The organism is Marivivens sp. JLT3646 (assembly GCF_001908835.1).
Lineage (GTDB): Bacteria > Pseudomonadota > Alphaproteobacteria > Rhodobacterales > Rhodobacteraceae > Marivivens > Marivivens geojensis.
Genome location: NZ_CP018572.1, coordinates 2859890 through 2885454 on the forward strand (window position 1 = coordinate 2859890; position 25565 = coordinate 2885454).

General features: G+C 60.6%; 29 protein-coding genes and 1 tRNA gene. 17 read left to right on the plus strand and 13 right to left on the minus strand.

All coding sequences use genetic code 11. From position 1 onward, the window contains the following. The first annotated feature begins 39 nt into the window (after window positions 1-39). Together ahcY and BSK21_RS14310 are read left to right on the plus strand one after the other, a co-directional pair. Entirely contained in the window at window positions 40-1422 is a 1383-nt protein-coding gene (ahcY, locus tag BSK21_RS14305; protein ID WP_067552336.1) for an adenosylhomocysteinase, read from the plus strand. Between the two features lie 228 nt (window positions 1423-1650). Beyond that, window positions 1651-1992: a DUF2853 family protein gene (locus tag BSK21_RS14310; protein WP_067552333.1), complete on the plus strand. Its 342-nt coding sequence runs from the start codon at window positions 1651-1653 to the stop codon at window positions 1990-1992. 164 nt (window positions 1993-2156) lie between these two features. Here the strand turns inward: BSK21_RS14310 and BSK21_RS14315 are convergent, their stop codons facing one another. Genes BSK21_RS14315 through tsaD form a run of 4 tightly spaced genes read right to left on the minus strand, consistent with a single transcriptional unit; the run spans window position 2157 to window position 4891 of the window. Continuing rightward, a complete protein-coding gene (locus BSK21_RS14315; RefSeq protein ID WP_067552330.1) occupies window positions 2157-2570 on the minus strand; it encodes an EVE domain-containing protein in 414 nt (137 codons plus the stop codon). After that, window positions 2570-2842, minus strand: coding sequence for a YciI family protein (locus BSK21_RS14320; protein WP_067552327.1), 273 nt, complete (start codon window positions 2840-2842; stop codon window positions 2570-2572). The genes BSK21_RS14315 and BSK21_RS14320 overlap by 1 nt, the downstream gene beginning before the upstream one ends. A gap of 1 nt (window position 2843) precedes the next feature. Continuing rightward, window positions 2844-3803: an NAD(P)H-dependent glycerol-3-phosphate dehydrogenase gene (locus tag BSK21_RS14325; RefSeq protein WP_067552324.1), complete on the minus strand. Its 960-nt coding sequence runs from the start codon at window positions 3801-3803 to the stop codon at window positions 2844-2846. Continuing rightward, window positions 3800-4891: a tRNA (adenosine(37)-N6)-threonylcarbamoyltransferase complex transferase subunit TsaD gene (gene tsaD / locus BSK21_RS14330; protein ID WP_067552321.1), complete on the minus strand. Its 1092-nt coding sequence runs from the start codon at window positions 4889-4891 to the stop codon at window positions 3800-3802. Before tsaD ends, BSK21_RS14325 begins: the two co-directional genes overlap by 4 nt. 69 nt (window positions 4892-4960) lie before the next feature. Between tsaD and BSK21_RS14335 the strand changes: the two genes are divergently transcribed. The 5 genes from BSK21_RS14335 to BSK21_RS14355 all read left to right on the plus strand — a co-directional run bounded on the left by BSK21_RS14335 (window position 4961) and on the right by BSK21_RS14355 (window position 9974). Next, window positions 4961-5659 carry a uroporphyrinogen-III synthase gene (locus BSK21_RS14335; protein WP_067552320.1) on the plus strand — a complete coding sequence of 233 codons (699 nt, stop codon included), beginning with the start codon at window positions 4961-4963 and terminating at the stop codon, window positions 5657-5659. Between the two features lie 60 nt (window positions 5660-5719). Further along, window positions 5720-6940, plus strand: a complete 1221-nt coding sequence (locus tag BSK21_RS14340; protein ID WP_156529623.1) for a COG4223 family protein — start codon at window positions 5720-5722, stop codon at window positions 6938-6940. A 10-nt stretch (window positions 6941-6950) separates the two neighbouring features. Continuing rightward, complete coding sequence (locus tag BSK21_RS14345; RefSeq protein ID WP_067552312.1) at window positions 6951-8393, plus strand: heme biosynthesis protein HemY; 1443 nt, start codon at window positions 6951-6953, stop codon at window positions 8391-8393. Between the two features lie 42 nt (window positions 8394-8435). Further along, a tRNA-Thr gene (locus tag BSK21_RS14350) sits at window positions 8436-8511 on the plus strand. 173 nt (window positions 8512-8684) lie between these two features. Continuing rightward, entirely contained in the window at window positions 8685-9974 is a 1290-nt protein-coding gene (locus tag BSK21_RS14355) for a tyrosine-type recombinase/integrase (RefSeq protein WP_074039049.1), read from the plus strand. Window positions 9975-10086: 112 nt separating this feature from the next. Here the strand turns inward: BSK21_RS14355 and BSK21_RS14360 are convergent. Further along, window positions 10087-10844 (minus strand): IS5 family transposase gene (locus BSK21_RS14360; protein ID WP_156529556.1). Its coding sequence is split into 2 segments (ribosomal slippage): window positions 10087-10523 and window positions 10523-10844, totalling 759 coding nucleotides; the frame shifts between segments, so codons are not numbered across the junction. 159 nt (window positions 10845-11003) lie between these two features. On the opposite strand from BSK21_RS14360, the gene BSK21_RS14370 reads away from it, so the two are divergent. The 3 genes from BSK21_RS14370 to BSK21_RS14380 all read left to right on the plus strand — a co-directional run bounded on the left by BSK21_RS14370 (window position 11004) and on the right by BSK21_RS14380 (window position 12908). Next, on the plus strand, window positions 11004-11240 hold the full coding sequence (locus BSK21_RS14370; protein ID WP_067548607.1) for a hypothetical protein: 237 nt from the start codon (window positions 11004-11006) through the stop codon (window positions 11238-11240). Next, the gene (locus BSK21_RS14375) at window positions 11237-11440 is read left to right on the plus strand and encodes a hypothetical protein (protein ID WP_067548603.1); all 204 of its coding nucleotides are present in this window, start codon (window positions 11237-11239) and stop codon (window positions 11438-11440) included. Before BSK21_RS14370 ends, BSK21_RS14375 begins: the two co-directional genes overlap by 4 nt. Before the next feature lie 127 nt (window positions 11441-11567). Continuing rightward, window positions 11568-12908 (plus strand): tyrosine-type recombinase/integrase, encoded by a 1341-nt coding sequence (locus BSK21_RS14380; protein WP_074039050.1) that lies wholly within the window; start codon window positions 11568-11570, stop codon window positions 12906-12908. Window positions 12909-13172: 264 nt separating this feature from the next. Here BSK21_RS14380 and BSK21_RS14385 read toward each other — a convergent pair whose 3' ends face one another. Together BSK21_RS14385 and BSK21_RS14390 are read right to left on the minus strand one after the other, a co-directional pair. Beyond that, window positions 13173-13499: a YnfA family protein gene (locus tag BSK21_RS14385; RefSeq protein WP_067548594.1), complete on the minus strand. Its 327-nt coding sequence runs from the start codon at window positions 13497-13499 to the stop codon at window positions 13173-13175. A gap of 1 nt (window position 13500) precedes the next feature. Continuing rightward, window positions 13501-13926 carry a helix-turn-helix domain-containing protein gene (locus tag BSK21_RS14390; RefSeq protein WP_067548591.1) on the minus strand — a complete coding sequence of 142 codons (426 nt, stop codon included), beginning with the start codon at window positions 13924-13926 and terminating at the stop codon, window positions 13501-13503. A 242-nt stretch (window positions 13927-14168) separates the two neighbouring features. Here BSK21_RS14390 and BSK21_RS14395 point away from each other — a divergent pair, with 242 nt between their 5' ends. The 5 genes from BSK21_RS14395 (at window position 14169) to BSK21_RS14415 (ending at window position 18723) form a co-directional block, all read left to right on the plus strand. Further along, entirely contained in the window at window positions 14169-14702 is a 534-nt protein-coding gene (locus BSK21_RS14395; protein ID WP_156529550.1) for an SCO family protein, read from the plus strand. Between the two features lie 36 nt (window positions 14703-14738). Beyond that, window positions 14739-15200 (plus strand): copper chaperone PCu(A)C, encoded by a 462-nt coding sequence (locus BSK21_RS14400; RefSeq protein WP_156529549.1) that lies wholly within the window; start codon window positions 14739-14741, stop codon window positions 15198-15200. After that, complete coding sequence (locus BSK21_RS14405; RefSeq protein WP_067548585.1) at window positions 15200-15832, plus strand: SCO family protein; 633 nt, start codon at window positions 15200-15202, stop codon at window positions 15830-15832. Before BSK21_RS14400 ends, BSK21_RS14405 begins: the two co-directional genes overlap by 1 nt. Window positions 15833-15948: 116 nt before the next feature. Next, a complete protein-coding gene (locus BSK21_RS14410; protein WP_067548582.1) occupies window positions 15949-18243 on the plus strand; it encodes a heavy metal translocating P-type ATPase in 2295 nt (764 codons plus the stop codon). A 12-nt stretch (window positions 18244-18255) separates the two neighbouring features. Then, a complete protein-coding gene (locus BSK21_RS14415; protein WP_067548580.1) occupies window positions 18256-18723 on the plus strand; it encodes a DUF411 domain-containing protein in 468 nt (155 codons plus the stop codon). Window positions 18724-18815: 92 nt separating this feature from the next. On the opposite strand, the gene BSK21_RS14420 is transcribed toward BSK21_RS14415, so the two are convergent. From BSK21_RS14420 to BSK21_RS14445, 6 genes are all read right to left on the minus strand, one after another. Continuing rightward, entirely contained in the window at window positions 18816-19241 is a 426-nt protein-coding gene (locus BSK21_RS14420) for a rhodanese-like domain-containing protein (RefSeq protein WP_067548577.1), read from the minus strand. Between the two features lie 41 nt (window positions 19242-19282). Beyond that, window positions 19283-19534: a rhodanese-like domain-containing protein gene (locus tag BSK21_RS14425; RefSeq protein ID WP_198039378.1), complete on the minus strand. Its 252-nt coding sequence runs from the start codon at window positions 19532-19534 to the stop codon at window positions 19283-19285. Window positions 19535-19587: 53 nt separating this feature from the next. Continuing rightward, window positions 19588-19941: a DsrE/DsrF/TusD sulfur relay family protein gene (locus BSK21_RS14430; RefSeq protein ID WP_067548571.1), complete on the minus strand. Its 354-nt coding sequence runs from the start codon at window positions 19939-19941 to the stop codon at window positions 19588-19590. 9 nt (window positions 19942-19950) lie between these two features. Then, window positions 19951-20304, minus strand: coding sequence for a DUF1499 domain-containing protein (locus BSK21_RS14435; protein ID WP_067548568.1), 354 nt, complete (start codon window positions 20302-20304; stop codon window positions 19951-19953). 255 nt (window positions 20305-20559) lie between these two features. After that, the gene (locus BSK21_RS14440; RefSeq protein WP_067548566.1) at window positions 20560-21870 is read right to left on the minus strand and encodes an MFS transporter; all 1311 of its coding nucleotides are present in this window, start codon (window positions 21868-21870) and stop codon (window positions 20560-20562) included. Then, the gene (locus BSK21_RS14445; RefSeq protein ID WP_067548563.1) at window positions 21867-22721 is read right to left on the minus strand and encodes a sterol desaturase family protein; all 855 of its coding nucleotides are present in this window, start codon (window positions 22719-22721) and stop codon (window positions 21867-21869) included. The genes BSK21_RS14440 and BSK21_RS14445 overlap by 4 nt, the downstream gene beginning before the upstream one ends. An 87-nt stretch (window positions 22722-22808) precedes the next feature. On the opposite strand from BSK21_RS14445, the gene BSK21_RS14450 reads away from it, so the two are divergent. Next, window positions 22809-23477 carry a metalloregulator ArsR/SmtB family transcription factor gene (locus tag BSK21_RS14450; protein ID WP_067548560.1) on the plus strand — a complete coding sequence of 223 codons (669 nt, stop codon included), beginning with the start codon at window positions 22809-22811 and terminating at the stop codon, window positions 23475-23477. Between the two features lie 441 nt (window positions 23478-23918). After that, window positions 23919-25208, plus strand: coding sequence for a site-specific integrase (locus tag BSK21_RS14455; protein ID WP_074039074.1), 1290 nt, complete (start codon window positions 23919-23921; stop codon window positions 25206-25208). Window positions 25209-25565 lie beyond the last annotated feature (357 nt).

The following is a 25565-nucleotide window of genomic DNA, read 5'->3' on the forward strand; positions in this document are numbered from 1 at the left end:
TCTGACCCGCAACAATTGTATTGGAAAGGGCGTTTCGCCATGGATTACGTCGTCAAGGACATCTCACTTGCAGCATTCGGCCGCAAAGAATTGAATATTGCAGAAACCGAAATGCCGGGTCTGATGGCGTGCCGCGCAGAGTTCGGTGAATCGAAGCCGCTCAAGGGTGCACGCATCGTTGGTTCGCTCCATATGACCATTCAGACAGCGGTACTGATTGAGACGCTGGTCGCTCTTGGTGCAGACGTGCGTTGGGCATCGTGTAACATCTTTTCGACCCAAGACCACGCCGCAGCAGCCATTGCTGAAGCTGGCATTCCGGTCTTCGCAGTGAAGGGTCAAACCCTTGAAGAACATTGGGATTATCTCGACAAATCCTTTATGTTCCCTGAAGGCGCGAACATGATCCTCGACGATGGTGGCGACGCGACCCTCTACGTTTTGCTTGGCGCTCGTGCTGAGGCTGGCGAAGACATCATTCCAGTACCGCAGTCCGAAGAAGAAGCCGTGATCAAAGCGCAGATCCAAAAGCGCATGAAGGCAAGCCCGGGTTGGTTCACCAAGACCAAAGAAGCGATCCAAGGTGTATCGGAAGAGACCACCACAGGCGTTCACCGTCTCTACGACCTACACAAAAAAGGCCAGCTTCCGTTCCCTGCAATCAACGTGAACGATTCTGTGACCAAGTCGAAGTTCGATAATAAATACGGCTGTAAAGAATCGCTCGTTGATGGCATCCGCCGCGCAACTGACGTGATGATGGCCGGTAAAGTGGCTGTTGTTTGTGGCTACGGCGACGTTGGCAAAGGTTCTGCTGCGTCCCTCGCAGGCGCTGGCGCGCGCGTCAAAGTGACTGAAGCTGATCCGATTTGCGCACTGCAAGCTGCGATGGACGGCTTTGAGGTTGTTCTGCTTGAAGACGTGGTGTCTTCGGCTGACATCTTTATCACCACCACTGGCAACAAAGACGTGATCCGCATCGAGCACATGCGCGAGATGAAGAACATGGCGATCGTTGGCAACATCGGTCACTTCGACAACGAAATTCAGGTAGCGAGCCTGCGGAACCATAAATGGACGAACATTAAGGATCAGGTCGACATGATCGAGATGCCGTCTGGCAACAAGATCATCCTTCTCTCCGAAGGCCGTCTGTTGAACCTAGGTAACGCAACTGGTCACCCGTCGTTCGTGATGTCCGCATCCTTCACCAACCAAGTTCTGGCTCAGATCGAACTTTGGACCAAAGGTGATGAATACCAGCCGGGTGTTTACATCCTGCCGAAGCACCTCGACGAGAAAGTTGCGCGCCTGCACCTCGATCGTATTGGCGTGAAGCTGACGACCCTCTCGAAAGAGCAGGCAGACTACATCGGCGTCACCGTTGAAGGTCCGTTCAAACCAGAGCACTACCGCTACTAATCATCGGTAGGTTTGCGAATTCGACCGCCGTCCCAATGGGGCGGCGGTTTTCGTTTGCGGTTTTGGTGGTGTCAGAGTGCAACACAAAACATGCGATTTTTCGCAGGCATCGCGATTTATGGGTGGATTTTGCTTTACCGTTACACGGCAGCGGGCATAGGCTTTGCTCATCCTAGGGCTGTATTTATTAATTTGGCCCGCGTGCAAAACAAACGAGGGGGCACCAGAATGGGTAAACGGGACGACCTGATCGCCAAATATGCCGACGATCTTAAGAACAAATGTGGCATGACACCGGATATGGACTTGCTGAAAAAGGTCACTATCGGCTGTGGTCCGTCGATTTACGACGCTGACGCAAGCACCGTTGCGGCCTCGCAAGAGTCCGAGCTGGACACCGTGAAAAAGAACTTCCTGATCAAAAAGCTTGGCCTTAAAGACGGACCAGAGCTGGGTGAAGGTCTGAATGCCGTCATCGAAACCTACGGCAAGTCAGAGCGTAACAAATACCGCGCCGTAGTTTACTACATGTTGGTGAAACACTTCGGCAAAGAAGCTGTTTACGGCTAATCCTTACGGATTGACGAAAATGCTAAGGGCTTTTCCTTTGAGGAGAGGCCCTTTTTGCACGTAGGATAGGTCAAACAGCCAGAATGGCCGACCTTTTCCAGCGTGTGGGAGCGCGGGTGAGAAAGGGGTCTAGCCAATGTTATGTGGCTGGACCCTGATCCCGTTTAAATGCCGCCCATCGTGCAGATCAGCTGCCATTCGGCCTCTGTCACGGGTTGGACAGAGAGACGAGAGTTCTTAACCAGCACCATGTCCGCCAATTCCGCCGTGGCCTTGATCTGGTCGAGCGTCACTGGACACGGGAATGGAGTGACAGCTTTCACGTCGACGCAATCCCACTTGGGATCGTCGGCGGTGCTGTCAGGGTGTGATGTGGCGCAGACCTCTAGGATGCCGACTATCTCTAATCCTTGGCGAGAATGGTAAAAGAACCCTTTGTCGCCAATCGCCATAGCCCGCATATTGTTGCGGGCCTGGTAGTTTCGAACGCCGTTCCATTCTTCGCCCGCGTCCCCTTTGGCGACGAGGTGGTCCCAGCCAAAAACATCCGGTTCAGACTTGAACAGCCAATAGGCCATCAGCCGATCACCTTTTTCCATTCTTCGATACGAACTTTTTCGAACAGTCCTGCTTTGGCGTAGGGATCATTGTCTGCCCAAGCCTGCGCCGCGGCAAAATCCGCCACGTCGAGGATAATCATCGACCCATGCATCTCGCCCGCTTGATTCAGGAACGGACCAGCCATTTCGACCACACCAGTTTCCTTGATGTAGGCAAGGTGAGCCTCGCGGTTGTTCAGGCGAAGTTGAAGCGCACCGTCTTTGTCTTTGGTGATGATTGCAAAACGCATTTTATTCCTCCTTGAGCGGGCGCGACAGCAACCCTTGAATGGCTTCTGTTATGCTGGATTTTCCATCCAGCAATCCAGATAACATGGTGACGATCGGCATCTCGATGCCCTTTTCGCGTGCGAGTTTTGCAACGGCATGAGTGGTTGCGAGGCCCTCTACGGTGATCGACAGATCGAACCCTTCCATACGACCTAGAGCGAGGCCGTAGCGATAATTGCGCGACTGTTCGGACGTGCAGGTCAAAACAAGGTCCCCAAAGCCAGACAGCCCCATCAGAGTTTCAGATTGGCCACCCATCGCGATGGAAAGACGCATCATTTCTGCCATACCGCGCGTCATGAGAGCCGCGCGCGCGCTGTCCCCCATGCCTTCACCGATGCAGGCGCCACAGGCAATTGCCATTACGTTTTTCAACGATCCGCCGAGTTCGGCGCCGATCACATCTGTCGTGCGATAGAGCCGCAAAGTTTTGGTCGACAGGTCGGCTTGAAGCTGCGTGCCTACGCCGTCATCCGCGCAGGCCAAGGTCAGCGCAGTCGGCAGCCCCTTCGCAATGTCAGCGGCAAAGCTGGGTCCAGTGAGGATCGCAGCTGTAGCGCTTGGGATCAGTTCGGAGATCGACGATGCCGTGCCTTTGAGCGTAGTCAGGTCGATCCCTTTGGCGCAGGACACGATGGTTTTGCCAGCAAGGCGATCTGTATGGGTCGATAGAAACGCGCTGATCTGTTGGGCAGGAACGGCGAGTAAGATAGTGTCGGCCAGAAAAACAGTCTCTAAATCGGCGGAAACATCGATATTTTCAGGCAAGATCACATTGGGTAGACGGGGGGTCGTGCGGGTCGTACGCATCGCCTCTACCATCGCGGTGTCGCGTGCCCACAGGTGAACGGGCGCTTTTTTCCCCAAGGCAACCGCCAGTGCTGTGCCGAATGCGCCTGCGCCTGCTACTGCGATGGTCATGCTTTCGCTCCCTTTTTGCCAGAGCCTAAAAGGGCGGGGGCACGGTCGTCTAGTGGCCATCTTGGGCGGGCCTTAAACGTCATGTCATCGCTCTGACCTGCGAGTAGTCGAACACCGCCTGCATAGGCGATCATGGCCGCGTTATCAGTGCAAAGGTTCAATGGAGGCGCGACAAAATCAGTCTCTAATTCGGCACAAAGCGCCATAAGTGCGGCCCTGATTGGCCCGTTAGCAGCCACGCCGCCAGCAATTGCAAAAACGCGTTTTTCAGGCTGAAGTCCAAAATACTCAGTCAAGGCGCGGCGCGTTTTCTCGGTCAAAATATCTGAGACTGCCAATTGGAACGCTGCAGATAGATCGGAACGGTCTTTTTCCGTTAACCCACCTTTTTCCGTAACTACGGCATCGCGTGTGCGCAGAAGTGCGGTCTTGAGCCCCGAGAACGACATGTCGCAGCCAGCACGATCCAATAGAGGGCGCGGCAGGGCAAACGCCTTTGCATCACCTGTCTGCGCAGCTCGTTCCACATGAGGACCGCCCGGTTGTGGCAGTCCCAAGAGACGAGCCGTTTTGTCGAACGCTTCCCCCGGTGCATCGTCGATTGTTCCACCGATCCGACGGAACGTTTCGGGCCCTTCCGCGATCAGGAACTGGCAGTGCCCACCTGAAACCAGCAGCATCAAATAGGGAAATGTCACCGCATCGGTCAGGCGGGGGGTCAATGCATGACCTGCTAGATGGTTCACACTGACAATTGGCAAGCCTGTCGCGGTCGCAATACCTTTGGCGCACATCACGCCAGACAGAACGCCCCCGATCAATCCAGGCCCAGAGGTAACAGCGATGCCGTTGATGTCGCTTAACGTCATGCCCGCTTCGGCCAAGGCCTCTTCGACGCAAATATCGACGCGCTCAGCATGGGCGCGGGCAGCAATTTCAGGCACCACGCCGCCAAAGTCCGCATGCAGGTCATTCTGACCCTTCACCACCGACGCGAGGACGGTCGCGGTATCGTCCAAACGCACGACAGCGGCGGCTGTGTCATCACAACTGCTTTCGATGCCAAGTATGGTCAGGGCTTTTGTCATGTGGTCCTGTTGGTTAGATGTTAATGGCAGGTATCACTCTGCACGCGCCTGAACAATGCCGGAGCCGCTATGACCATTCTTGTTCTCACTCGCCCCCAAGCCGACTCCGAGCGGTTTTTAGCTGCGGTCGAGGCGAAGTTTGGCCCTGTAAAGGCGGTCATTTCCCCTGTGATAGAGGTGGTTTCACTGCCTGTTGAAGTGCCGTCCTATGATGAGGTGATCCTAACTTCGGCGAATGGGGCGGCAGAGGCGAAACGGCTGGGTGTCAAAGCTGGAACGCGGGCGTGGTGCGTCGGTCAAAGAACGGCAAAAATCGCGTTTGAGGCCGGATTAGAGCCTATTTCTGCCGATGGAAATGCAGACGACTTGGTCGAACTGATCCAGTCACAATGCACTGGAACGCTCTGTCACATTCGGGGGGTCCATTCGCGGGGGCAGGTCGCTGCGCGGCTCATTGCGCAGGGCCACGTCTGCAAAGAAGTGATAGCCTACGATCAGCGCGATATTCCGCCCACAAAGGCCGCGCTTCAGGCTCTCCAAGGAACTGATCCGATTGTTTTGCCCTTATTTTCGCCGCGTAGCGCACTGCTTATTCCAGCGGTTCATCAGGCCCCTGTGCATGTCATCGCCATGAGCTGTGCTGTTGCTGCTGAAGTGGCCGACCTTGGTGCCGATACTGTTACAATTGCTGAAAACCCTAATTTTGAGGCCATGCTTGCGGCGACCTGTCGCCGTCTGGACCGCCTTTTGCGGCGTGGTCGTGCTTGAGGCGCGATGCGGCAGGGCATAGGTTGGACTTGAATTTTAATGGGTTGCGAGGATTCGTCAGTGTCAGAGGAAGAAAAGCCGAAAGTCGAACCAGAAGGTGACGCCACTAGTGGTGAGAAACTTGATGAAGACCAGCAGGCGATTGAACAAACCGATGACATCGAAGATGCCGAAGTCGTCGAGGACGACACGCCAGAAGATGATGAATCTCTGACCGAAGAGCCGTCAGATGACGATCACCCCTTTGTCGAAGAAGAAAAGCCCGAAACGCCAGATGTAGCCGCGCAGCCCGAAAAGGCCCGTAAGGGTGGGTTCTTGGGCGCTGTGCTTGGCGGTTTGATCGCTGGTGGCATCGGCTATGGCGCGGCGTGGTATACTCTGCCCAAAGTTGACCCCGCTGCGATTGACGCCCAATCGGCAGAGATCGCTGAGTTACGGAGGTCGATTGAGACCCTGCAGGCTTTTGACCCAGAAGCGATGATCGACAGCACGGTTGGCGCTCGTACGGATGCTGTTCAACGTGATTTGACGGACTCAATTGCTGAAATCGCAACCAAATTGGATGCGATCGATACGCGGATTGCTGCTGTAGAGGCGCTCCCGCTCGGCGGTGAAGCCACGGTCGCGTCGATTACACAATCTGTTCAGGCTCAATCTGACGCGCTGCGTGCAGAATTGGCGGACCAAGAGGCGCGCATTCAATCTATTGCCTCTGCAACGGCTGATCAGTTGCAACAAGCCCGCGATGCCGCCGCCGCCGATGAGGCCGCCGCTGCAGAGGCCGAAAAATCAGCGATGCAACGTGTTGCGATTGCACGTGTTCAAACCGCGTTGGAGGCAGGCACACCCTTTGCCGATGCGCTTCCTGATCTTGAGGCTGTGCTTGGTGTCTCTATCCCAGCTGGACTTGCAGCCCCCGCCGCAGAGGGCGTCGCGACCTTGGTCACATTGCAGGATGATTTCCCCGCCGCAGCTCGCGCCTCACTCGATGCGGCCCGCCGCGCTGGCGTGGCTGGCGAAACTGGCGGAACAGTGGGCGGGTTCATGAGCAACCTGTTCAACGTGCGTTCTGTGGCCCCGCGTGAGGGCACAGATGTGGACGCTATCCTGTCCCGTGCCGAAGCCGCCGTCCGCGATGGACGTGTTGCAGACGCGATTGCAGAACTTGATGGTCTACCCGAACAAGCAGCGGCACAAACCGCTGCGTGGCGCGAATTGGCAGAAACGCGGCTCGCCGCCTTTGCCGCGCTTGATGACCTAGTTGTAACGATGAACCAGTGAGGCCCCGATGATGCTTTGGTCCCTAATTAAGATCCTTGCCTTCGTGTTGGGCGTAACCGCACTGACCTACGGTGCAATGGAATTGTCACAAATCCAGGGCGAGGTGCTGATCACCTTTGCTGGTTTGGAAATGAGGCTCGGCCCACTTGAACTTGCGTTCGCTCTCGTCGGCATGGTCGTACTCACTTGGGTCATGTTCAAGCTGTTGGGCATGTTGGTGGCGTTCCTCAAGTTCCTAAACGGTGATGAAACGGCTGTATCGCGCTACTTCACCCGCAACCGTGTGGAGCGTGGGTATCAAGCTCTGACCGAAGGCATGATGGCTGTTGCCTCTGGCGAAGGTCATCTCGCATTGGCCAAAGCAGCCAAGGCTGAAAAGCTGCTCGATAAGCCTGAATTGACGACCCTCTTGATTGCCCAAGCCGCAGAGGTTGCAGGCGATCAGAAGAAGGCTGAAGCCGCCTACAAGCTCCTTCTGACCGAAGACCGTACACGGTTTGTCGGCATTCGAGGATTGATGCAGCAGAAACTTGCGGCAGGTGACACTGAAACAGCGCTGAAGCTCGCGCAGAAAGCCTTTGAACTGAAACCCAAGCACGAGGCCACTCAGGACACTCTCCTGAAATTGCAGGCCGATAGCGGTGACTGGACGGGCGCACGTGCGACTCTGGCCGCTAAGGCGAAGTCGGGTGGTCTGCCCAAAGATGTGCTGCGTCGCCGTGATGCGGTCTTGGCTCTGTCCGAGGCCAAAGACCTCATCAATGAAGAGTCTTCTATTGACGTTCAAGAAGCTGCAATAGCTGCCAATAAACAGTCGCCCGATTTGATCCCTGCGGCAGTCATGGCCGCTCGTGCGCATATCGCCAAAGGCAAACCAAAGCTTGCTGCGCGTGTTTTGACAAAGGCTTGGACCGCGAAACCGCATCCTGATCTCGCTGCTGCTTTTGCCGAGATCATGCCTGATGAAACACCCGCGCAGCGCCTGAAACGCTTTAATGCGCTGACAAAAGTGAACCCGACCGACCCCGAGACGCAGATGCTTCTCGCAGAATTGCAGATCGCAGCCGAGGATTTCCCTGCGGCCCGTCGCGCACTGGGCACCTTGCCCGAAGACGTGCCAACCGCACGTGTTCTCACGCTCATGGCGGCGATTGAACGTGGGTCTGGGGCTGAGGATCAAGTGGTTCGTGGTTGGCTGACAAAAGCCCTCGTCGCACCACGCGGTCCGCAATGGATCTGCGACAAATGTCAGAGCATTCATGCCGAGTGGGAGCCTGTCTGCCAAAGCTGCGGATCGTTCGATACCCTATCGTGGAAAGCACCCGCCAAGGCAGAAGTTGCAATGCCCGTTGGCAATGAGATGCTACCTCTTATCGTGGGGGCTGCGCCGTCACCTGAGGTGGAAGATGAAATCGAAGCTGAGGACATTTCCTCAGTCGAGGTTCAAAAATAACACTTTTCGGGGCGGCACAGCAGTGCTAATAGCCGCCCCAGCGCCGCTGTAGCTCAGCTGGTAGAGCACGTCATTCGTAATGATGGGGTCGGGGGTTCGAGTCCCTTCAGCGGCACCAGTTTTCCCCAGATTTTCTGATAATTATCAATGTAATCTGGGGTTTACTGCTTTTACGGGACCAGTTTCGGGACCGCTTTCAGGACCACTCTGTCAGTTTTGGGGCCGCTTTCGTCAGGTTCGGACGGTCGATTCCGCTTGCCTTGGGGCATGGTGGGCGGAACAGTAACACCCATGGAAGAGACAGTGGCCCCCAGATTACCCCGGTATGTGTTCAAGCGCGCAAATGGGACGTTCCGGTACAAGCGGAATGTGCCACTGGAGCTGAGAACGGTCATTCCAAAGGCAACGGTCTATAGGCAACTGGGCCGAACCTATCAGGAGGCGATGCTGGCGCTTCCGAAAGTCCATGCTGAGATCGAGGCCTTGTTCGATCGAGAGCGGGGGACCAGTGACGAGGACAGGGCCCGGGCCATTGTGAGGGAACGCTTCGGCGAGCGTCATGAGGCGATGTTCACTGAGGGCGTGGTGGATCCGGAGTGGGACGTCTTCGATGACTTCCAAGAGCTGGCAGAGGACACGAGAGGCGCAGTCCCTAAGGGTGTTACGCAGCAACTGACCGCAGGTGCCTCGAAAGCACCCCCTATGAGCCTCAAGCGGGTACTGGACACCTACTATGCCTACAAAGCTGAGGAGGCAGATGATGGGTTGCGCACCCGGATTGATCGCCTCCGCAAAGACCTGATCCTGTGTCTGGGGAAGAACCGCTTCGAGTGGACGGAGCTGAAGGACATCACCCGCGCTGATATGAACAGCTACCGAGACCTCCTGTTGGCGCGGATGTCACCCAACTCGGTAAAGCGGAACGTGGGCACGCTGAAGGCGGCCATCAATCATGCGATCCTCGAGTATGACCTCGATATCCGTAACGTGCTGCAAGCCTTGCCGATCAAAGGGGCAGGGACGAGCAACACCGATCGCCTCCCCGTCACTGAGGAGCAACTAGCAAAGCTCTGGCCCGCCTATGCCAGCAACAAGACCGCCACAGTCCTTCTCACTGTGCTGACCGACACAGGAGCGCGGCTGTCAGAGATCACCGGACTGGTGGTCGAGGATGTGGATTTGGAGGCTGAGGTCCTCCACATCCGACCCAATGGGGTCCGAAGGCTCAAGACCAAAACCTCTACCCGGAGTATCCCTCTGTCTCCCAGAGCCACAGAGTGCTTGCGGGAGGCCATGGTTGGGCTCACCCAAGGGGCCCCCATCTTCGAGACCTACGCTCAACCTCGTGGCAATGATAAGGCCTCTGCCATGCTGATGAAGCGGCTGAGGACTGTCATCTCGGACAAGAGGATCACCATCCACTCTCTACGGCACCGGATGAAGGACCGCCTGAGGAACACAGGCTGCCCAGAAGCAATCTCCACGGCAATCCTCGGCCATAGCAGCAATACCATCGCAGCCAACTACGGCTCAGGCTATGCCATCGAGGTCATGCGCGAGCACATGCAGAAGGTCTGGTGAGGGTATGTGCCCCTCCCGGTCAACGCATGGGGACAACCGACCAGGAGGGGGCAGAGCAGAAGAGCGAGCAGTCACTTCGCTCCGCGGACAAGGGGAACGCTAGGGTCAGGACTCATAGCCAGTAAATGACGATCGCTGCGAGGGCGATTGCTGAGAGGAAGACCTTCGGGCATCTGTCGTAGCGGGTTGCCACCCGGCGCCAGTCCTTGAGCCTGCCAAACATGATCTCGATCCGGTTGCGCCGTTTGTAGCGGCGCTTGTCATACTTCACGGTGGTCTTGCGCTGTTTGCGGCCAGGGATGCAGGCGCGTATCCCTTTGTCTTTCAACGCTTCCCGGAACCAGTCGGCGTCATAGCCACGGTCACCAAGCAGCCAATCAACATCCGGCAAGCTGCTCAACAATGCCCGTGCGCCAATGTAGTCGCTGACTTGCCCAGCCGTCACGAAGAGGTTCAGCGGTCGGCCCTGGCTGTCGCAGATAGCGTGCAATTTGGTGTTCATGCCGCCCTTCGTCCGACCAATCAGGCGTCCACGCCCCCCTTTTTCACGCCCAAGCTGGTCGCTGTTCGGTGGGCCTTGAGGTACGTCGCGTCGATCATCACGGTCTTCGTCTCGCCGTGCTCGGCAGACAGACCGGCCATCATTCGCGCGAAGATACCCTTGTCGCTCCATCGTTTCCAACGGTTGTAGAGCGTTTTGTGCGGACCGTAGGCGGTGGGGGCATCCCGCCACCGCAAGCCATTGCGATTGATGAAGATAATCCCACTCAGCACACGTCGGTCATCGACGCGTGGCTTGCCGTGGGACTTCGGAAAGAAGGGCTCAAGACGCGCCATCTGGGCGTCGGTCAGCCAAAACAGATCAGACATGTTCACCGCTCGTTTTTCGGACCGTGAATCACGCCATCCCAGGGAAATCAATGGGTCCTGACCCTAGTCTAGTTGGCTATTTTTGCCTGACCTTCGTCACTCAAAAACTGAGGATTTTTGAGCATCTATGATGGTAACAACCCATCATGGAGACCTCTTATGTTTACCTCACTCACACTGCTCGCCTGTGCGGGCGGTGCCCTTCGTCTTGGCCTGGGACTGGTTTTGTACCAGAAGACCCGGGTCGTTTTGTCTGTCCCTCAGGTACTGGCAGGTGCACTTGTTGTTTTGGCGGGCCTGCCTGACGTTCTGAAGCCTGTGCCGTTCCCTCTCCCACCGGGACTGGTGCTGGGCTTTCTCTTGCCGGATCTCTTGTTCGCGAGGTCGGCAAAATGACAGAGCACAAGAATGTCCTCCCCCTCACCTCCGGCTGCATCGTTGTGATTGCCGCCTTCGATGACGTCCCCGAGCATACCTTCCGCGTGGAGGAAGTGTTCGAGGACTGTGTCACCGGGATCGCCCTCACTGGGCCGCTCGCAGGGGAGTACGGAGAACCAGACCTCTCGCTCATCCTGCAGGTGCTCCCGAGCACGTAACCTTACCACCAAAAACCCGTCAGTTCGGTCTTCAGGGGTCTGCCTAGTCCCTGAAGGCCCCTGGCACTCATCACAAAATCTCACCTCACAGCACAAACCGGGGCCGCTGCCCCGGATAGGAGACCTCATGTCGACACGTATTACGTATGCCAGCCTCCAGCATAACACCTGGGTCTATCGCCGGACCTACCCGAGGCACCTACAGCCCCTCTTGGGCTCATCCCTGAAGCAATCCCTCAAGACCACCGATGCCTGGGTTGCCAAGGCCCGGGTTGAGGAGCTGAATGCCACCTTTGCCAAGGTGGTGTCCGAGGCGGAGGCATCTCTGAAGGATGAGAAGAAGAACGAGGTTCTACATCCACAGACCACCACAGTGACCAACACCCCCTCGACCACCCCTGACACAGTGCAACTGAACGTCACCCGCCCCCGCTATGCCCGTGTCTTGCTCCGAGGGGATAAGACCATCGCAGACTTGGCGAAGTCTTACCTCGAGGAGCAGTCCCAACGTCTGCGTCCTGGGAGCTACAAGTCGGTGCGCTTTGCGATGGAGCTGCTGACCTCTCAGCTGGGATCCGTACCCCTGAATGCCCTCACACAAGCACAGGGGAGAGAGGTCCTCAGCTTGATCCGTCGTCTTTCTCCCAACATCCGCAAGTACCGGGTGGCTTGGGGACAACCCCTGACCCAGCTGGCACGCCTGTCAGGGGAGCTGGAAAGCCAAACCCTGACCGCCAAGACCCAAGGGCGGATCTGGGAGCAGATGACAGGGTTCCTGACCTGGGCGGTCCAACAGGGGGAGCTCTCTGCCAACCCTTGGGAGAGGCTCACTCTTCTCGCCACCGAGAGGTCAGAGACGAAGCCCCATGCGGTCTTGACGGATGAGCAGGTTGGTCTGCTGCTCCAGACGGTCAGCAGACAGTCCCAGGTCTATGGGGCACTGCTCTTTGGTCTTCTCGCAGGACTACGCTCCGGGGAGATCTGTGGCCTGACCTGGGGTGACATTCGATCGAAAGGCAACCTTGGCCGGTTTGTCTGCGTTCGACCCAACCAGCACAGACCGTTGAAGTCGAAAGCGGCAGAACGGGAGGTTCCCCTGCATCCCACGCTTGAGGCCTATCTCGATCGGAGGAGCCCAGCCTCATCCCTCAGCACCACCGACACCCCTGAGGACCGTCTCTTCCCACGTCTGACCGTCGATCGGGTGGTGAAGGCCTATGCCAAGCTGAGGACCCAGCATCCGACCCTCCAAGGCACGGTGTTCCACTCTACCCGCAAGTGGTTCGTCACCCAGTGCGAACGCACAGGCACCCCGGAGCACTTCACCGCCACCCTCGTCGGTCACGCCTCCGCCCGCTCCGCCAACAGGCTCACCTACGGGCTCTACTCCGGCGGTATCTCCGATGAGCAGAAGCGGAGGATTATCGATGGGGTGAGGTTGCCAGTGCCAACCGGAGCGGAAGAGTGAGGTAGGGACCGCCGTCCCTCCGACGTAACCCCAACACAACACCCCGTTCGGTATCTCCATGTGAGGTATCGGGCGGGGGCAAATGAGATATTTTTTTGCACAAGGGCGGGGAGCGGATAGTCGCTGCGATGCGCGGTTCTATGAACGCGTCTCTAAAGCAGCCATTCGATGGATGGGATGGAGCTGACGCCGAATCTGACCCGAATCAAGTGATTGATTTAAATATATAATAACGCCCCAGCATGCACTCTTGCGCAAGCCCCTTCAGGCGGCCCGTGGCGCCGCGAGGATGACGAAGGCGCCGATGAGGCAGAGGGCCGCACCGACCAGGTCCCAGCCATCCGGCCTCTGCCCCTCGGCGGTCCACATCCAGAGCAGCGATGCGGCGATGTAGACCCCGCCATAGGCGGCGAAGGCGCGTCCGGCCAAGCCCACCTCGACCTGCGCGAGGAGCCAGCCGAAGGCCGCGAGGCTCGCCACGCCCGGCAGAAGCCAGAGCGCGGAGGCGCCGCTCCGCCACCAGGCCCAGACGGCAAAGCAGCCGGCGATCTCGGCCAGCGCGGCCAGCGGGTAGATCACGGCGGCCGGCACGTCAGGCCCCGGTCTGGTGGTCGGCGAGGCAGGCGCCATGGTCGCGCAGGACCTCGAGAACCCGGCAATCCGAGATGGTCTCCCGGCTGCATTCCCGCAGCATCCGCTTCAGTTCCGTGCGCAGCGCCTCCAGCCGGGCGATCCGGGCCTCGACCTCCTTGAGCTGGCGATGCGCGATGACATCCACCTCGGCGCAGGAGCGGGAGGGGTTGTCGGAGAGGTTCAGGAGCTCGCGGATCGCTTCGAGCGTGAACCCGAGCTGGCGCGCGTGCCGGATGAAGGCGAGCCGGTCGAGGTCGGCATTGCCGTAGCGCCGCTGCCCGCCTTCGGTCCGTCCCGGCTCGGGCAGAAGCCCGATCTGCTCGTAGTATCGGATGGTCTGCACCTTGGTGCCGGTGCGCTTGGCGAGCGTGCCGATGGCGAGCATGTGGGGCCTCCTGATTGCTACAGCGATTGTAGGTTTTGCCATCGGCACATACAAGGGTGCTCACGAATGCGTCATGACGGCTGCCCCAGTTCAAAAAAGTGCTTGAACCTCTACCTACTGTAGCTTGTAGGTAGCCGCCAAATCGAAGAATTGCGAGGCTTTCCGGGCGGATGACAAGACTACAGAAAGGATTGTGGGCGGCGGTTGCCGTCGCCGCGCTCGGCGCGGGGGCACAGGCCGTGATGGAATCGCGCGCGCCGGAGGTCGCCACAAGCGCCGCGTCCTTGGTGGTGGCCGAGTTCGAATTGACGGGCCATGACGGCGTTGTCCGCACCGAGGAGGATTTCTGGGGCAAGTGGACCCTCGTTTTTTTCGGCTTCACGAACTGCCCCGACATCTGCCCGACCACGCTGGCGGAGATCGCGCAGGTCATGGACGACCTCGGCCCGCAGGCTGACGCGGTGCAGCCGCTCTTCATCTCGGTGGACAGCGACCGTGACCGGCCGATGGATCTGGCCGAATACGTGCCGCTGTTTCATCCGTCGATCCTGGGCCTAACCGGCACGCCCGACCAGATCGAGGCCGCCGCCGCGTCCTTCAAGATCTTCTACGAGCGCGTGCCGGAGGAGGACGCGCCCGACGGCTACATGATGGGCCATACGAGCCAGGTCTTCCTCTTCGACCCGGATGGCGGCTTCGTGCGGCTCTACGGCTACGGCACGCCCGCCCCGGAGATCACATCGGACCTTAGCGCGCGGATCGACGCGCGGAATTAGAGTTCTCAAGGATGCCCCAAATGACATGGAGACGAAATGTTGAATAGATTTTCACGCGCCGCGTTGGTTCTTGGCCTTTTCGCTGTCGCGCCCCCCGTCCTCGCCGGCGGGGAGGACGTTGTGGTCGAAGACGCCTGGTCGCGTGCCTCGATCGGGACGGGCCGACCCGGCGTCGCCTACATGACGCTGCGCAACACCGGGGCTGAACCGGTCGTGGTGACCGGCCTGCGCACCGATCTCGCGATGATGCCGATGATCCATTCGACCACCACCGATGCGCAGGGCGTCACCCGCATGTCGCATATGGAGGCGGTGGAGATCGCCGCGGGCGAGGCCGTCGCGCTCGCGCCCGGCGGATTGCACGTCATGCTCATGGACCTTCAGCGGCCGATGGTCGAGGGCGAGAGCTACACCCTGTCGGTGATCTTCGCCGACGGGACGGAGGCAACGGTCGACGTGCCGATCCTCGGCATCGCGGCGCGGGGGCCGGCGAACTGATGCGGCGGCGCGCGCTCCTGCAATACGGCGCGCTCGGTTTCGGCGTCGCCGCGGCCACGCTCTTCGCGGGCTGGTGGCAGGTCGACGGCCCCGGCGCGCCGGACACCGCCACGGGCGACGGGCGTCCGCTGCCGCTCACCGCGATGGACTTCGCCCTCACCGACCACGAAGGACAGCCGGTCGGGCCGGAGACGCTGCTCGGCCGTGCCTCGCTCGTCTTCTTCGGTTTCACCTGGTGCCCCCAGGTCTGCCCGACCACGCTCGCCGACATCTCGCACTGGCTCGACGGTCTTGGGGACGAAGCAGATGCGCTCGACGTCGTACTGATCACCGTCGATCCGGAGCGGGATACCATTGACGCGATGGCCGAGTATATCGGCTATTTCCATCCGCAGGTCCGCGGCTGGTCCGGCAGCCCGGCAGAGATCGCGCGCGCGGCGGACGGCTTCCGGGTGCGTTATGAGAAAGTATCCCTCGAAGGTGGCAATTACACGATGGACCACACCGCGGGCGTGTTCCTGTTCGATGCCGAAGGCGCGTTCGTCAGCATCATCGACTACCACGAGCCCCGCGACTTCGCGCTGCCGAAGATCCGCCGCGCGATGGCCGCACCTGACGGAGCCACCGGCTGATAGCCGCTGCCGGCAGCGGCCTGCCGCCATACGAAGTGGCGCAGGCAGCACTTGAAGCTACAGTTGCTGCAGGTCTTATGTTTATGCCCGAACCGGAAGAATAACGGAGAATCACCATGGCCGACGGGAGCACAGAACTACGCGAATGGCGCGTGACGGGCATGGATTGCGGGTCCTGCGCCGCCAAGGTGCGCGGCGCGGTCGAGCGCCTGCCGGGCGTGGCGGATGTCGATGTGGCACTTATGGCCGAGCGGCTGCGTCTGACGCTCGACGAGCGTCAGACCTCTCCCGAAAGCATCGAGAAAGCCGTTCGCGGGGTCGGGTTCGGCATTGCGGCAAAGGGAGCGCAACCAGAGAAGCCCAAGGGTGGCTTCGTCCTGCCCGATGGTGCGTTTCCCCTGGCCGCGGAAGCCCCGGACCCCAAGGGCGAGCCTGCGGAAGACGCCGCAGAGCAGCCGCAGGAGGCACCGACGCCGTCCTGGTATCAGACAGCGAAGGGGCAGCTCGTGATCGGCACAGGGGCCCTTCTGGCGGCAGCCTGGGCATCTCGCTTCGCGTTTCCCGCGGATATCGCCCATTGGGCCTTCATCCTTGCGACCCTGATCGGACTCGTCCCCGTGGCGCAGCGCGCGTTCGCCATGGCGCGGGCAAGGATGCCCTTCACGATCGAGATGCTGATGACGATCGCCGCTGGCGGCGCGCTGGTGATCGGCGAGGCAGAAGAGGCCGCGCTGGTCGTCTTTCTCTTCGCGGTGGGCGAGTTGCTGGAAGGGGTCGCGGCCGGCAAGGCGCGCGACAGCATCCGGGCACTCTCGAAGCTCGTGCCGAAGACGGCGCAGCTCGAGGTGGGTGGCAAGATCCGTGAGGTCCCGGCGGAGCGGCTCCAGGTCGGCCAGGTCGTTCAGGTCCGCCCCGGTGACAGGGTGCCCTGTGACGGCGAGGTGATCGATGGCACCTCGGGTGTCGACGAGAGCCCGGTGACGGGCGAGAGTGTCCCGAGCCTCAAGGAGCCGGGCGCGGAGGTCTTCGCCGGGTCGATCAACGCGGAGGCGCTCTTGCGCGTGCGAGTCACGAAGGCAGCCGACGACAACACCATCGCTCGCATCGTCCGCCTCGTGGAGGAAGCCGAGAGCGCCCGCGCCCCGACCGAGCGCTTCATCGACCGGTTCAGCCGGGTCTACATGCCCGCCGTCGTCGGAGCCGCAGTCCTCGTCGCCGTCGTTCCGCCGCTGGCCTTCGGGCTGGCCTGGGGCGACTGGGTCTACCGCGCCTTGGCGCTTCTGCTGATCGGCTGCCCCTGCGCGCTGGTCATCTCGGTGCCGGCCTCGATCACTTCGGCGCTCTCCACGGGGGCCCGCAACGGCCTGCTGATGAAGGGCGGCGCCGTGATCGAGGCCGCGGCCCGCACGACCCATGTGGCATTCGACAAGACCGGAACCCTCACCCACGGCAAGCCCCGTGTCACCGACATCACGGCTCTTTCGGGAAGCGTGGACGAACTTCTGTCCCTCGCCGCCGGGGTCGAGAGCGGTGCGAGCCACCCGCTCGGACAGGCAATATGCGCAGAGGCAGAGCGGCGCGGCGTGGATGCGGCAGCAACGACCGGCGGCCACGCGCTGCCCGGCAAGGGGGCGGAAGCCGCCATCGACGGCGTGACCGTCAGCGTGGGCTCCCCGCGGCTTGCGGATGAGCGTGGCGCGCTCACGAACGACCTGCGGACCTGCGTGGCGGCACTGGAAGCCGGGGGCAAGACGGTGGTCATCGTGTTGCGCGATGACGTGCCCCAGGGCCTCATTGCGCTCAGGGACGAGCCGCGCGCCGATGCGGCCGTCGCCGTGGCGCAACTCCGCACGCTTGGCATCTCATCCGTGATGCTGACCGGGGACAACAAACGCACGGCGCAGGCCATCGCCGAAGGGCTTGGGATCGCGCATCACTCCGAACTCATGCCGGAAGACAAGGTGACGGCGATCCGTGATCTGACGTCCGACGCACGCGTGATGATGATCGGCGATGGGATCAACGATGCACCCGCGCTTGCCGCCGCCCATGTCGGCGTCGCCATGGGCTCGGGCACCGATGTCGCGCTGGAGACGGCCGACGCGGCGATCCTGCGCAATCGCGTGACCGATGTGGCGAGCAAGATCCGCCTCGCCCGCGCGACCATGACAAACATTCGCCAGAACATCGCCATCGCACTCGGGTTGAAGGCGGTCTTCCTCGTGACCACCCTGCTCGGGATCACCGGCCTCTGGATCGCAATCCTCGCAGACACGGGCGCCACAGTACTGGTAACGATGAACGCCCTCCGGCTGCTGTTCTTCCGGCCCTCCGTGGCGATCGACACGCCGCAACATGCGAGCCATGACAACGGAAACACGCGCTCCGACCGCGTATCCGCAACGACTTGAAAGGATATATTCATGACCCTCACCAGACGTGCCCTGCTGGCGATTACCGCGAGCTTCGCTGCCACCGTTCCCCTTCCAGGAATGGCCCAGACTGCGCCCGCAATCCACGTGCTGAAGGACCCGAACTGTGGGTGCTGCACTGCCTGGATCGATATCCTGAAAGAAGACGGATTCACCGTCACTACCGAGCGCAGTTTCGGCACCCTCCTGATCCGGCACAAACTCGAGAACGGCATCCCCCAGAATATAACCTCCTGCCACACCGGTGAGATCGAGGGCTATTTCATCGAGGGCCACGTCCCGCCCGCCGACATTCGACGGCTGCTGTCCGAGCGCCCCGATGCTGTCGGTCTTGCGGTGCCCGGCATGCCCTACGGTTCGCCAGGCATGGGCCTGGAAGAGAGCCGCGAGGCCTACGATGTGTTCCTGATCCGGCACGACGGCAGCACCGAGGTGTTCACGCGCTACGAGGCTGCATGACCTTCCCTGGTTTGGTCGTGTCACCGCCCCTCACCACTCGGACACATGTACTTGTCGCCGCGGCATGAACTCCCAGGCGCGGTTCGCGGTGGTCAAGGCCGATAGGCAGCATCCTGCTGCCAGCCGGTGAAGCCGGTCTGCATGACGACGACGTTCGACCGTCCCGCGACCCGCAGCGCGAAGGCCGCCTGTGCCGAGAGGCTGCCGGTGTTGCAGAACAGGATGGTCATGCGGCCCTCGGGGATCTCGTCGATCCGGTCGAGCACCTCGCGCCACTCAATGTTGACGGCACCGGGGATGGTGCCTTCCTCAAACTGACCCGCATCGCGGGTGTCGACGAAAAGCGCGGTCTCGAACACGGTCTGGTCGATCTGCTGGGGCAGGATGATGCCGGATTCGTATTCCGAGAACATCATGTATTCCTGCATGACCTCAACGGCTGCGTCTTGTGCCAAGGCGGGCGCTGCATGCAGCCCGAGCGCGACGGTCGTCGCCAAAAGTAGTTGTTTCAGGGTCATCCGGGGGTATCCTCCATTCCGGTTTCTTGGTGTTCGGGTGTTCAGGTGTTTCGTGCAAGCCAGCCCTTCGTGCCGCCCTCGAGCCAGAGGGCGTCCGGGTGGCCCAACTTCTTCAGTATGTCCGCACCCTCTGCTGACCGACCGCCGCCCTTGCCGCAGATGGTCACGGGTGTCTTTCCAACCGGCATTTCACCGGTGCAGTCTTCGAGTTCGGCCAGCGGGATATGCGGGATATGGACGGCGCCCGTCACATGGGCGGAGGAGAAGTCTTCCGCGTCGCGGACGTCGATCATGTGTAAGCAATCCGGGTTGGCCGCGAGGGCGGCGAGCGTGAGCATTTGAGCCATCAGACCACCAGCACCTTGTCGACGGCGAGCGTCGCCTGGGCGAGTTCGTCCATGGTCGATCGGCTCGCCCCCTCCATCATGTCGCCCTCGGTCAGGCCGCGCGCATCCATGGAGGTACCGCACATAAGGACGCGCCCCTTGGCGGATAAGAGCCTGCGGAGTGTGCGCTCGAGGTTGTAGTAGCCATCGGGCGTCTTCTGCCCCGCCTTGGCACAAAGCACCGCGTCGGCTATCAGGAAGACGGTGATTTCCGCTTCAGGTTCGTTCTTGGCAAGCGCGTGGGCCATGCGCAGCCCGTTGAAGCTACGCTCGTTGCCGTAGGGCGGATCGTTCAGAAGGATCAGGTGTTTCATTTTGGGTCCTCAGGTCCGGGCGCGCGTTTCAAGCTCCGACAGGAAGGCTTCGATGCGTCGTGCATTGGCCCCGCGGTCGATCTGGCCGAGGCGCGAGCGCGAGCGCATGTCGATGCGAGCGCCGCTTTCGGTTTCGGTCACGCGGATTGCCACCTCGTCCTCGAAGGCAAACAGACGGCTCCGGGCGATGGCCTCGATCTGGCTCTCCGCGGGATCGGCCGACAGCACCTCCCAGCCGCGCTGTTCCACGAGGGCGAGCGCCGCCGCGAACGCCTCGTCTGCGGAGACCGGCAGGTCCAGCGGGCGTACGTCCAGATAGGCGGCGCGCTGCGGGCTGCGATCTCGAACGCCGCACCAAGACATGCGACCGGCAGCGACAGGATCAACCCCAGCAGGACCGCGCCAGCGCGACCGTTCCTGCGGCGCAGCCAGACCACCAGCCCGGCCAGCGCGGCGATGACGCCGGCACCGGCCGCCCAGGCGCTCCAGCCGGCAAGGTCATAGGCCTGCGGCCAGGGCCAGCCGCCCGCCCGGAAGCCCCAGACAGAGACTGCAAGAAGCGCGATTGAGGCGACGCCCAACAAGATCGAAAGGAAGCCCAGAGAGCGGGCAAGCGTGTCAGGCATCTGCAAGCTCCCGTGGGCTGGCGGGGTTCAGTCGCGGGTGGGTTTCCTCGGAGAGCCAGAACAGAAGCCCGCCGGAGACGAACATGGATACCGCAACGAACCAGAAGGCCGCTTCCGCAGCGCCGGTCAGGCTGGCCGCCAGCCCGAGACCGAGCGCGCCGATCGCGTAGCCGAGGTCGCGCCAGAAGCGGTAGATTCCGATGGCCGAGCCGCGCCAGGCCGGCGGGGTGATGTCGGCGACCGCCGCCCCGAGGTTCGGATAGAGGAGCGCCATGCCGAAGCCGGCCACCCCGGCCGAGACCGACCACCATAGCGCGCCGGTGCCCATGACCACCATCGCCACGCCAGCACCGCAGATCCACATGCCGAGCACGTTGGGCCAGAAGCGCCCGACATGGTCCGACAGCCGCCCGGTGACAAGTTGCGAGCCGCCCCAGACAAAACCGTAGGTGCCGACGATCCAGCCGACCTCGGTCAAGGTCGCGCCTTGCGTCACGAGGAAGACCGGGAACAGCGCCCAGACCAGCGCATCGACGAACTTCTCGACCAGCCCCGCCTGGGAGATCGCGAAAAGCCGACGGTCGCGCCAGCTCATCACCGCGAAGACCTCTCCCGTCGTGGGATTCTCGGACACGCCCTGCGGATAGCGCGGTAGGGCTTTCGGCGGCGCTGCCTTGTGCGCGGCAGTTTCTGCCTTCGCCCAAGGAAGCGTGTCTTTCACCCAGACAACCGTCAGGACCAGTGCCAGTAGGACCACCGCCATGCCGAAGACCAGCAGGCCGACACGTGCCCCCAGCCACTCGGCGGCATATGCGGTGACGACGCCCGCGATCGCCACGCCGACATAGCCGGAGAATTCGTTGAGCCCCATGGTGAGGCCACGTTCCTCGGCCCTCGTGATATCGAGTTTGGCGGTCTGCGTCATCGACCAGCAAAGGCCCTGATTGACGCCCAAAAGCACAGTCGCCGCGACGATCCAGTTCCAGTCCGGCGCGGACCAGATCATCACCGGGATCGGCAGCGCCACGACCCAGCCCCAGAACAGCACCCGCTTGCGCCCGATCCGCTCGGACCACCGCCCGGCGACGAAGTTCATCACCGCCTTAACCGCACCGAAGGCCACGACGAAGGACGCCAGCAGCAGGAACGAGCCGCGCTCGAGCCCGAACTCGCTTTCGGCCAGCGCCGGGACCACCGTGCGCGTCATGCCGATGGCGAAACCCACCAGCATGACCTGGATCAGCTGATGCGCGACCTGGACCCGGTTCTCGCGGATGCCGCGCGTGTACTCACACGCGGTCATTCGGCGGGCTCCTTCGTCGTGATGCGCGGGTCGAGCGCGCCGCCCGAGGCCGGTCCGCGTAAAGGCTGGACCAGCATCCGGTCGAGCCAGAGATCGCGGCGCGTGCGGAACTGCTCGATGCCGATCTCCATCCCCTCATGCCCCTTGGCGGGCTGGGCGATGTAGGTGCCGAGGAGCTGGTCCCACCACGGCAGGTTGAAGCCGTAGTTCGAGTTGGTCACGCGCGGGTCAATGGAATGGTGGACGCGGTGCATGTCGGGCGTGACCACGATCAGCCGCAGCACCCCGTCTACCGGGCGCGGCAGGTCGATGTTGGCGTGGTTGAAGAGCGCTGTGGCGTTCAGGATCACCTCGAACAGCAGCACCGCGACGGCGGGCGGTCCGAGCGCCGCGACCACCGCCAGCTTGATCTCCATCGAGATGAGGATCTCCACGGGATGGAACCGCAGTCCCGTGGTCGCGTCGAAGTCGAGATCGGCGTGGTGCATCCGGTGCAGCTGCCAGAGCCCAGGCACTGCGTGGAACATCACGTACTGGAGGTAGATCGCCAGATCGAGCAACAGCATCGAAACCACAACCGCGACCCAGATCGGCACATCGAGATTGTTGAATAGGCCCAAGCCGTGATCCTCGGCCATGACGGCAAGCCCGACGGCGATGATCGGGAAGGTCAGCCGCAGGATCGCGGTGTCGAGCACCACAAGCGCGAGGTTGTTCGTCCAGCGGATGACGCGCGGGATCTCCCGACGCCTCCGCGGCGCCGCCACCTCCCACAGCGCCATGGCCACCAAGACGCCGAGAAAGGCAGCAAGGCGAATGGTTAGTTCAGCGGCGAGGATGGTCTCGGACATGGGATGTGGACTTCGGACTTGTGGGACGCGATGAAATCGCTATTATTCAAGTTATCGCTTGAATGATGTAGCGTCAGGAGGCACGACTTGTCAATCAGCCCGAAGTTGGCCCTGCTGGAAGAATACGCCCTCGTCGCGCGCGCCTTATCGGCACCGGCGCGTCTGATGCTGCTGGAACAACTGGCGCAAGGCGAACGCGGGGTCGAGGCTCTTGCCGACAAGACAGGCCTGACCATCGCCAACTGCTCGCAGCACCTGCAACAGTTGCGCCGCGCCGCACTCGTCACCAGCCGCCGCGACGGCAAGGCGGTGATCTACCGGCTGACCGACGCGAAGACGCTTCAACTGATGGACCTTCTGCGCATCGTTGCGGAGCGGAACCTCGCGCAGGTCGAGCGCATCTTGCGGGGGCTCTCGGGCGGCGAGGATGCCCCTGAGCCGGTCAGCAGAGAAGACCTGTCAGCCTGGATCGCCGAAGGTTCTGTGACCGTGCTCGATGTTCGCCCCGCGGACGAATACGCTGCAGGTCACATTTCGGGTGCGCACAACATGACGCTGACGGAGATCGAGCGGATCGTCCCGACGCTCGATCCGGCCACCGAAATCGTGGCCTATTGCAGGGGCCCTTATTGCATCTATGCCCACCAGGCTGTCGCCGCACTTCGCAAACACGGCCTCAATGCGCGCCGCCTTGACGGCGGTCTGCCGGAGTGGCGCGAGGATGGAAGGGTTGTGGAAACGGCCGCGATGAACTGACCATAGCAGCCTGATCACTCCATATATAAAAGTTTGCGCTGGCAAGCGCGATAGGGCTCGGTTGAATGACTGCATTCTCGTCATTTGACTGCTTCCGCGAAGAGTAATCGACCGGCAGCTTTGGGCCGGTTGTGTATCATCGCCTCGTCGATATTGCTTTGAGCAACCCCGGGACCGCTTTCGGGACCACTTCTGCGAAAGCGCCCACCACTAACCCTCTATAATTTCATCGAAATTGGCGGTGTTAGATTGCCCTTCAGCGGCACCAGTTTTCCCCAGATTTTCTGATAAGTATCAATGTAATCTGGGGTTTACTGTTTTTGCGGGACCAGTTTCGGGACCGCTTTTGGGACCACTCTGTCAGTTTTGGGACCGCTTTCGTCAGGTTTGGACGGTCGATTCCGCTTGCCTTGGGGCATGGTGGGCGGAACAGTAATGTCCATGGAAGAGACAGTGGCCCCCAGATTACCCCGGTATGTATTCAAGCGCGCAAATGGGACGTTCCGGTACAAGCGGAATGTGCCACTGGATCTGAGAACGGTCATTCCAAAGGCAACGGTCTACAGGCAGCTGGGCCGAACTTATCAGGAGGCGATGCTGGCGCTTCCGAAAGTCCATGCTGAGATCGAGGCCCTGTTCGATCGAGAGCGGGGGACCAGTGACGAGGACAGAGCCCGGGCCATTGTGAGGGAACGCTTCGGCGAGCGTCATGAGGCGATGTTCATTGAGGGCGTGGTGGATCCGGAGTGGGACGTCTTCGATGACTTCCAAGAGCTGGCAGAGGACACGAGAGGCGCAGTCCCTAAGGGTGTTACGCAGCAACTGACCGCAGGTGCCTCGAAAGCCCCACCGATGAGCCTCAAGCGGGTACTGGACACCTACTATGCCTACAAAGCAGAGGAGGCAGATGATGGGTTGCGCACCCGGATTGATCGCCTCCGCAAAGACCTGATTCTGTGTCTGGGGAAGAACCGCTTCGAGTGGACGGAGCTGAAGGACATCACACGCGCTGATATGAACAGCTACCGAGACCTCCTGTTGGCGCGGATGTCACCCAACTCGGTGAAGCGGAACGTGGGTACGTTGAAGGCGGCCATCAATCATGCCATCCTCGAGTATGACCTCGATATCCGTAACGTGCTGCAAGCCTTGCCGATCAAAGGGGCAGGGACCAGCAATTCAGACCGCCTCCCCGTCACAGAGGAGCAACTAGCAAAGCTCTGGCCCGCCTATGCCAGCAACAAGACGGCGACAATCCTTCTCACTGTGCTGACCGACACAGGAGCGCGGCTGTCAGAGATCGCCGGACTGGTGATCGAGGATGTGGATTTGGAGGCTGAGGTCCTCCACATCCGACCCAATAGCTACCGAAGGCTCAAGACCAAAACCTCTACCCGGAGTATCCCTCTGTCTCCCAGAGCCACAGAGTGCTTGCGGGAGGCCATGGTTGGGCTCACCCAAGGGGCCCCCATCTTCGAGACCTACGCTCAACCTCGTGGGAATGATAAGGCCTCCGCCATGCTGATGAAGCGGCTGAGGACTGTCATCACGGACAAGAAGATCACCATGCACTCCCTACGGCACCGGATGAAAGATCGTCTGAGGAACACAGGCTGCCCGGAAGCAATCTCCACCGCCATCCTCGGCCATAGCAGCAATACCATCGCTGCCAACTATGGCTCAGGCTATGCCATCGAGGTCATGCGCGAGCACATGCAGAAGGTCTGGTGAGGGTATGTGCCCTAGTCACCGGGTCCTACCCCGGGGAGATCACACTCAGCACATCCCCTTCCACATCCCTCTAAGCCCAAGACCTCTAAGGCCGATAAATACTGCCGCATAAAGAGGAAGTATGTGATGCTGTTGGTCCCCGGGGTATGACCCGGGTCCTACCCCTGTTGGGTCATGTCTCACCATACCAAGTAGGGCACCAGATATAGCCGACGCTAAAGAAGAACCCTTCCTGCGGAAGCGCTCATTCTTATGAAGATCACAAACCAAATGATCCCTTAGGGTTGGTGTCCCCCAAACCCTTATATATTGTATCTTATATATTAAGAATTATACATTATTCCTTATCCATTACAT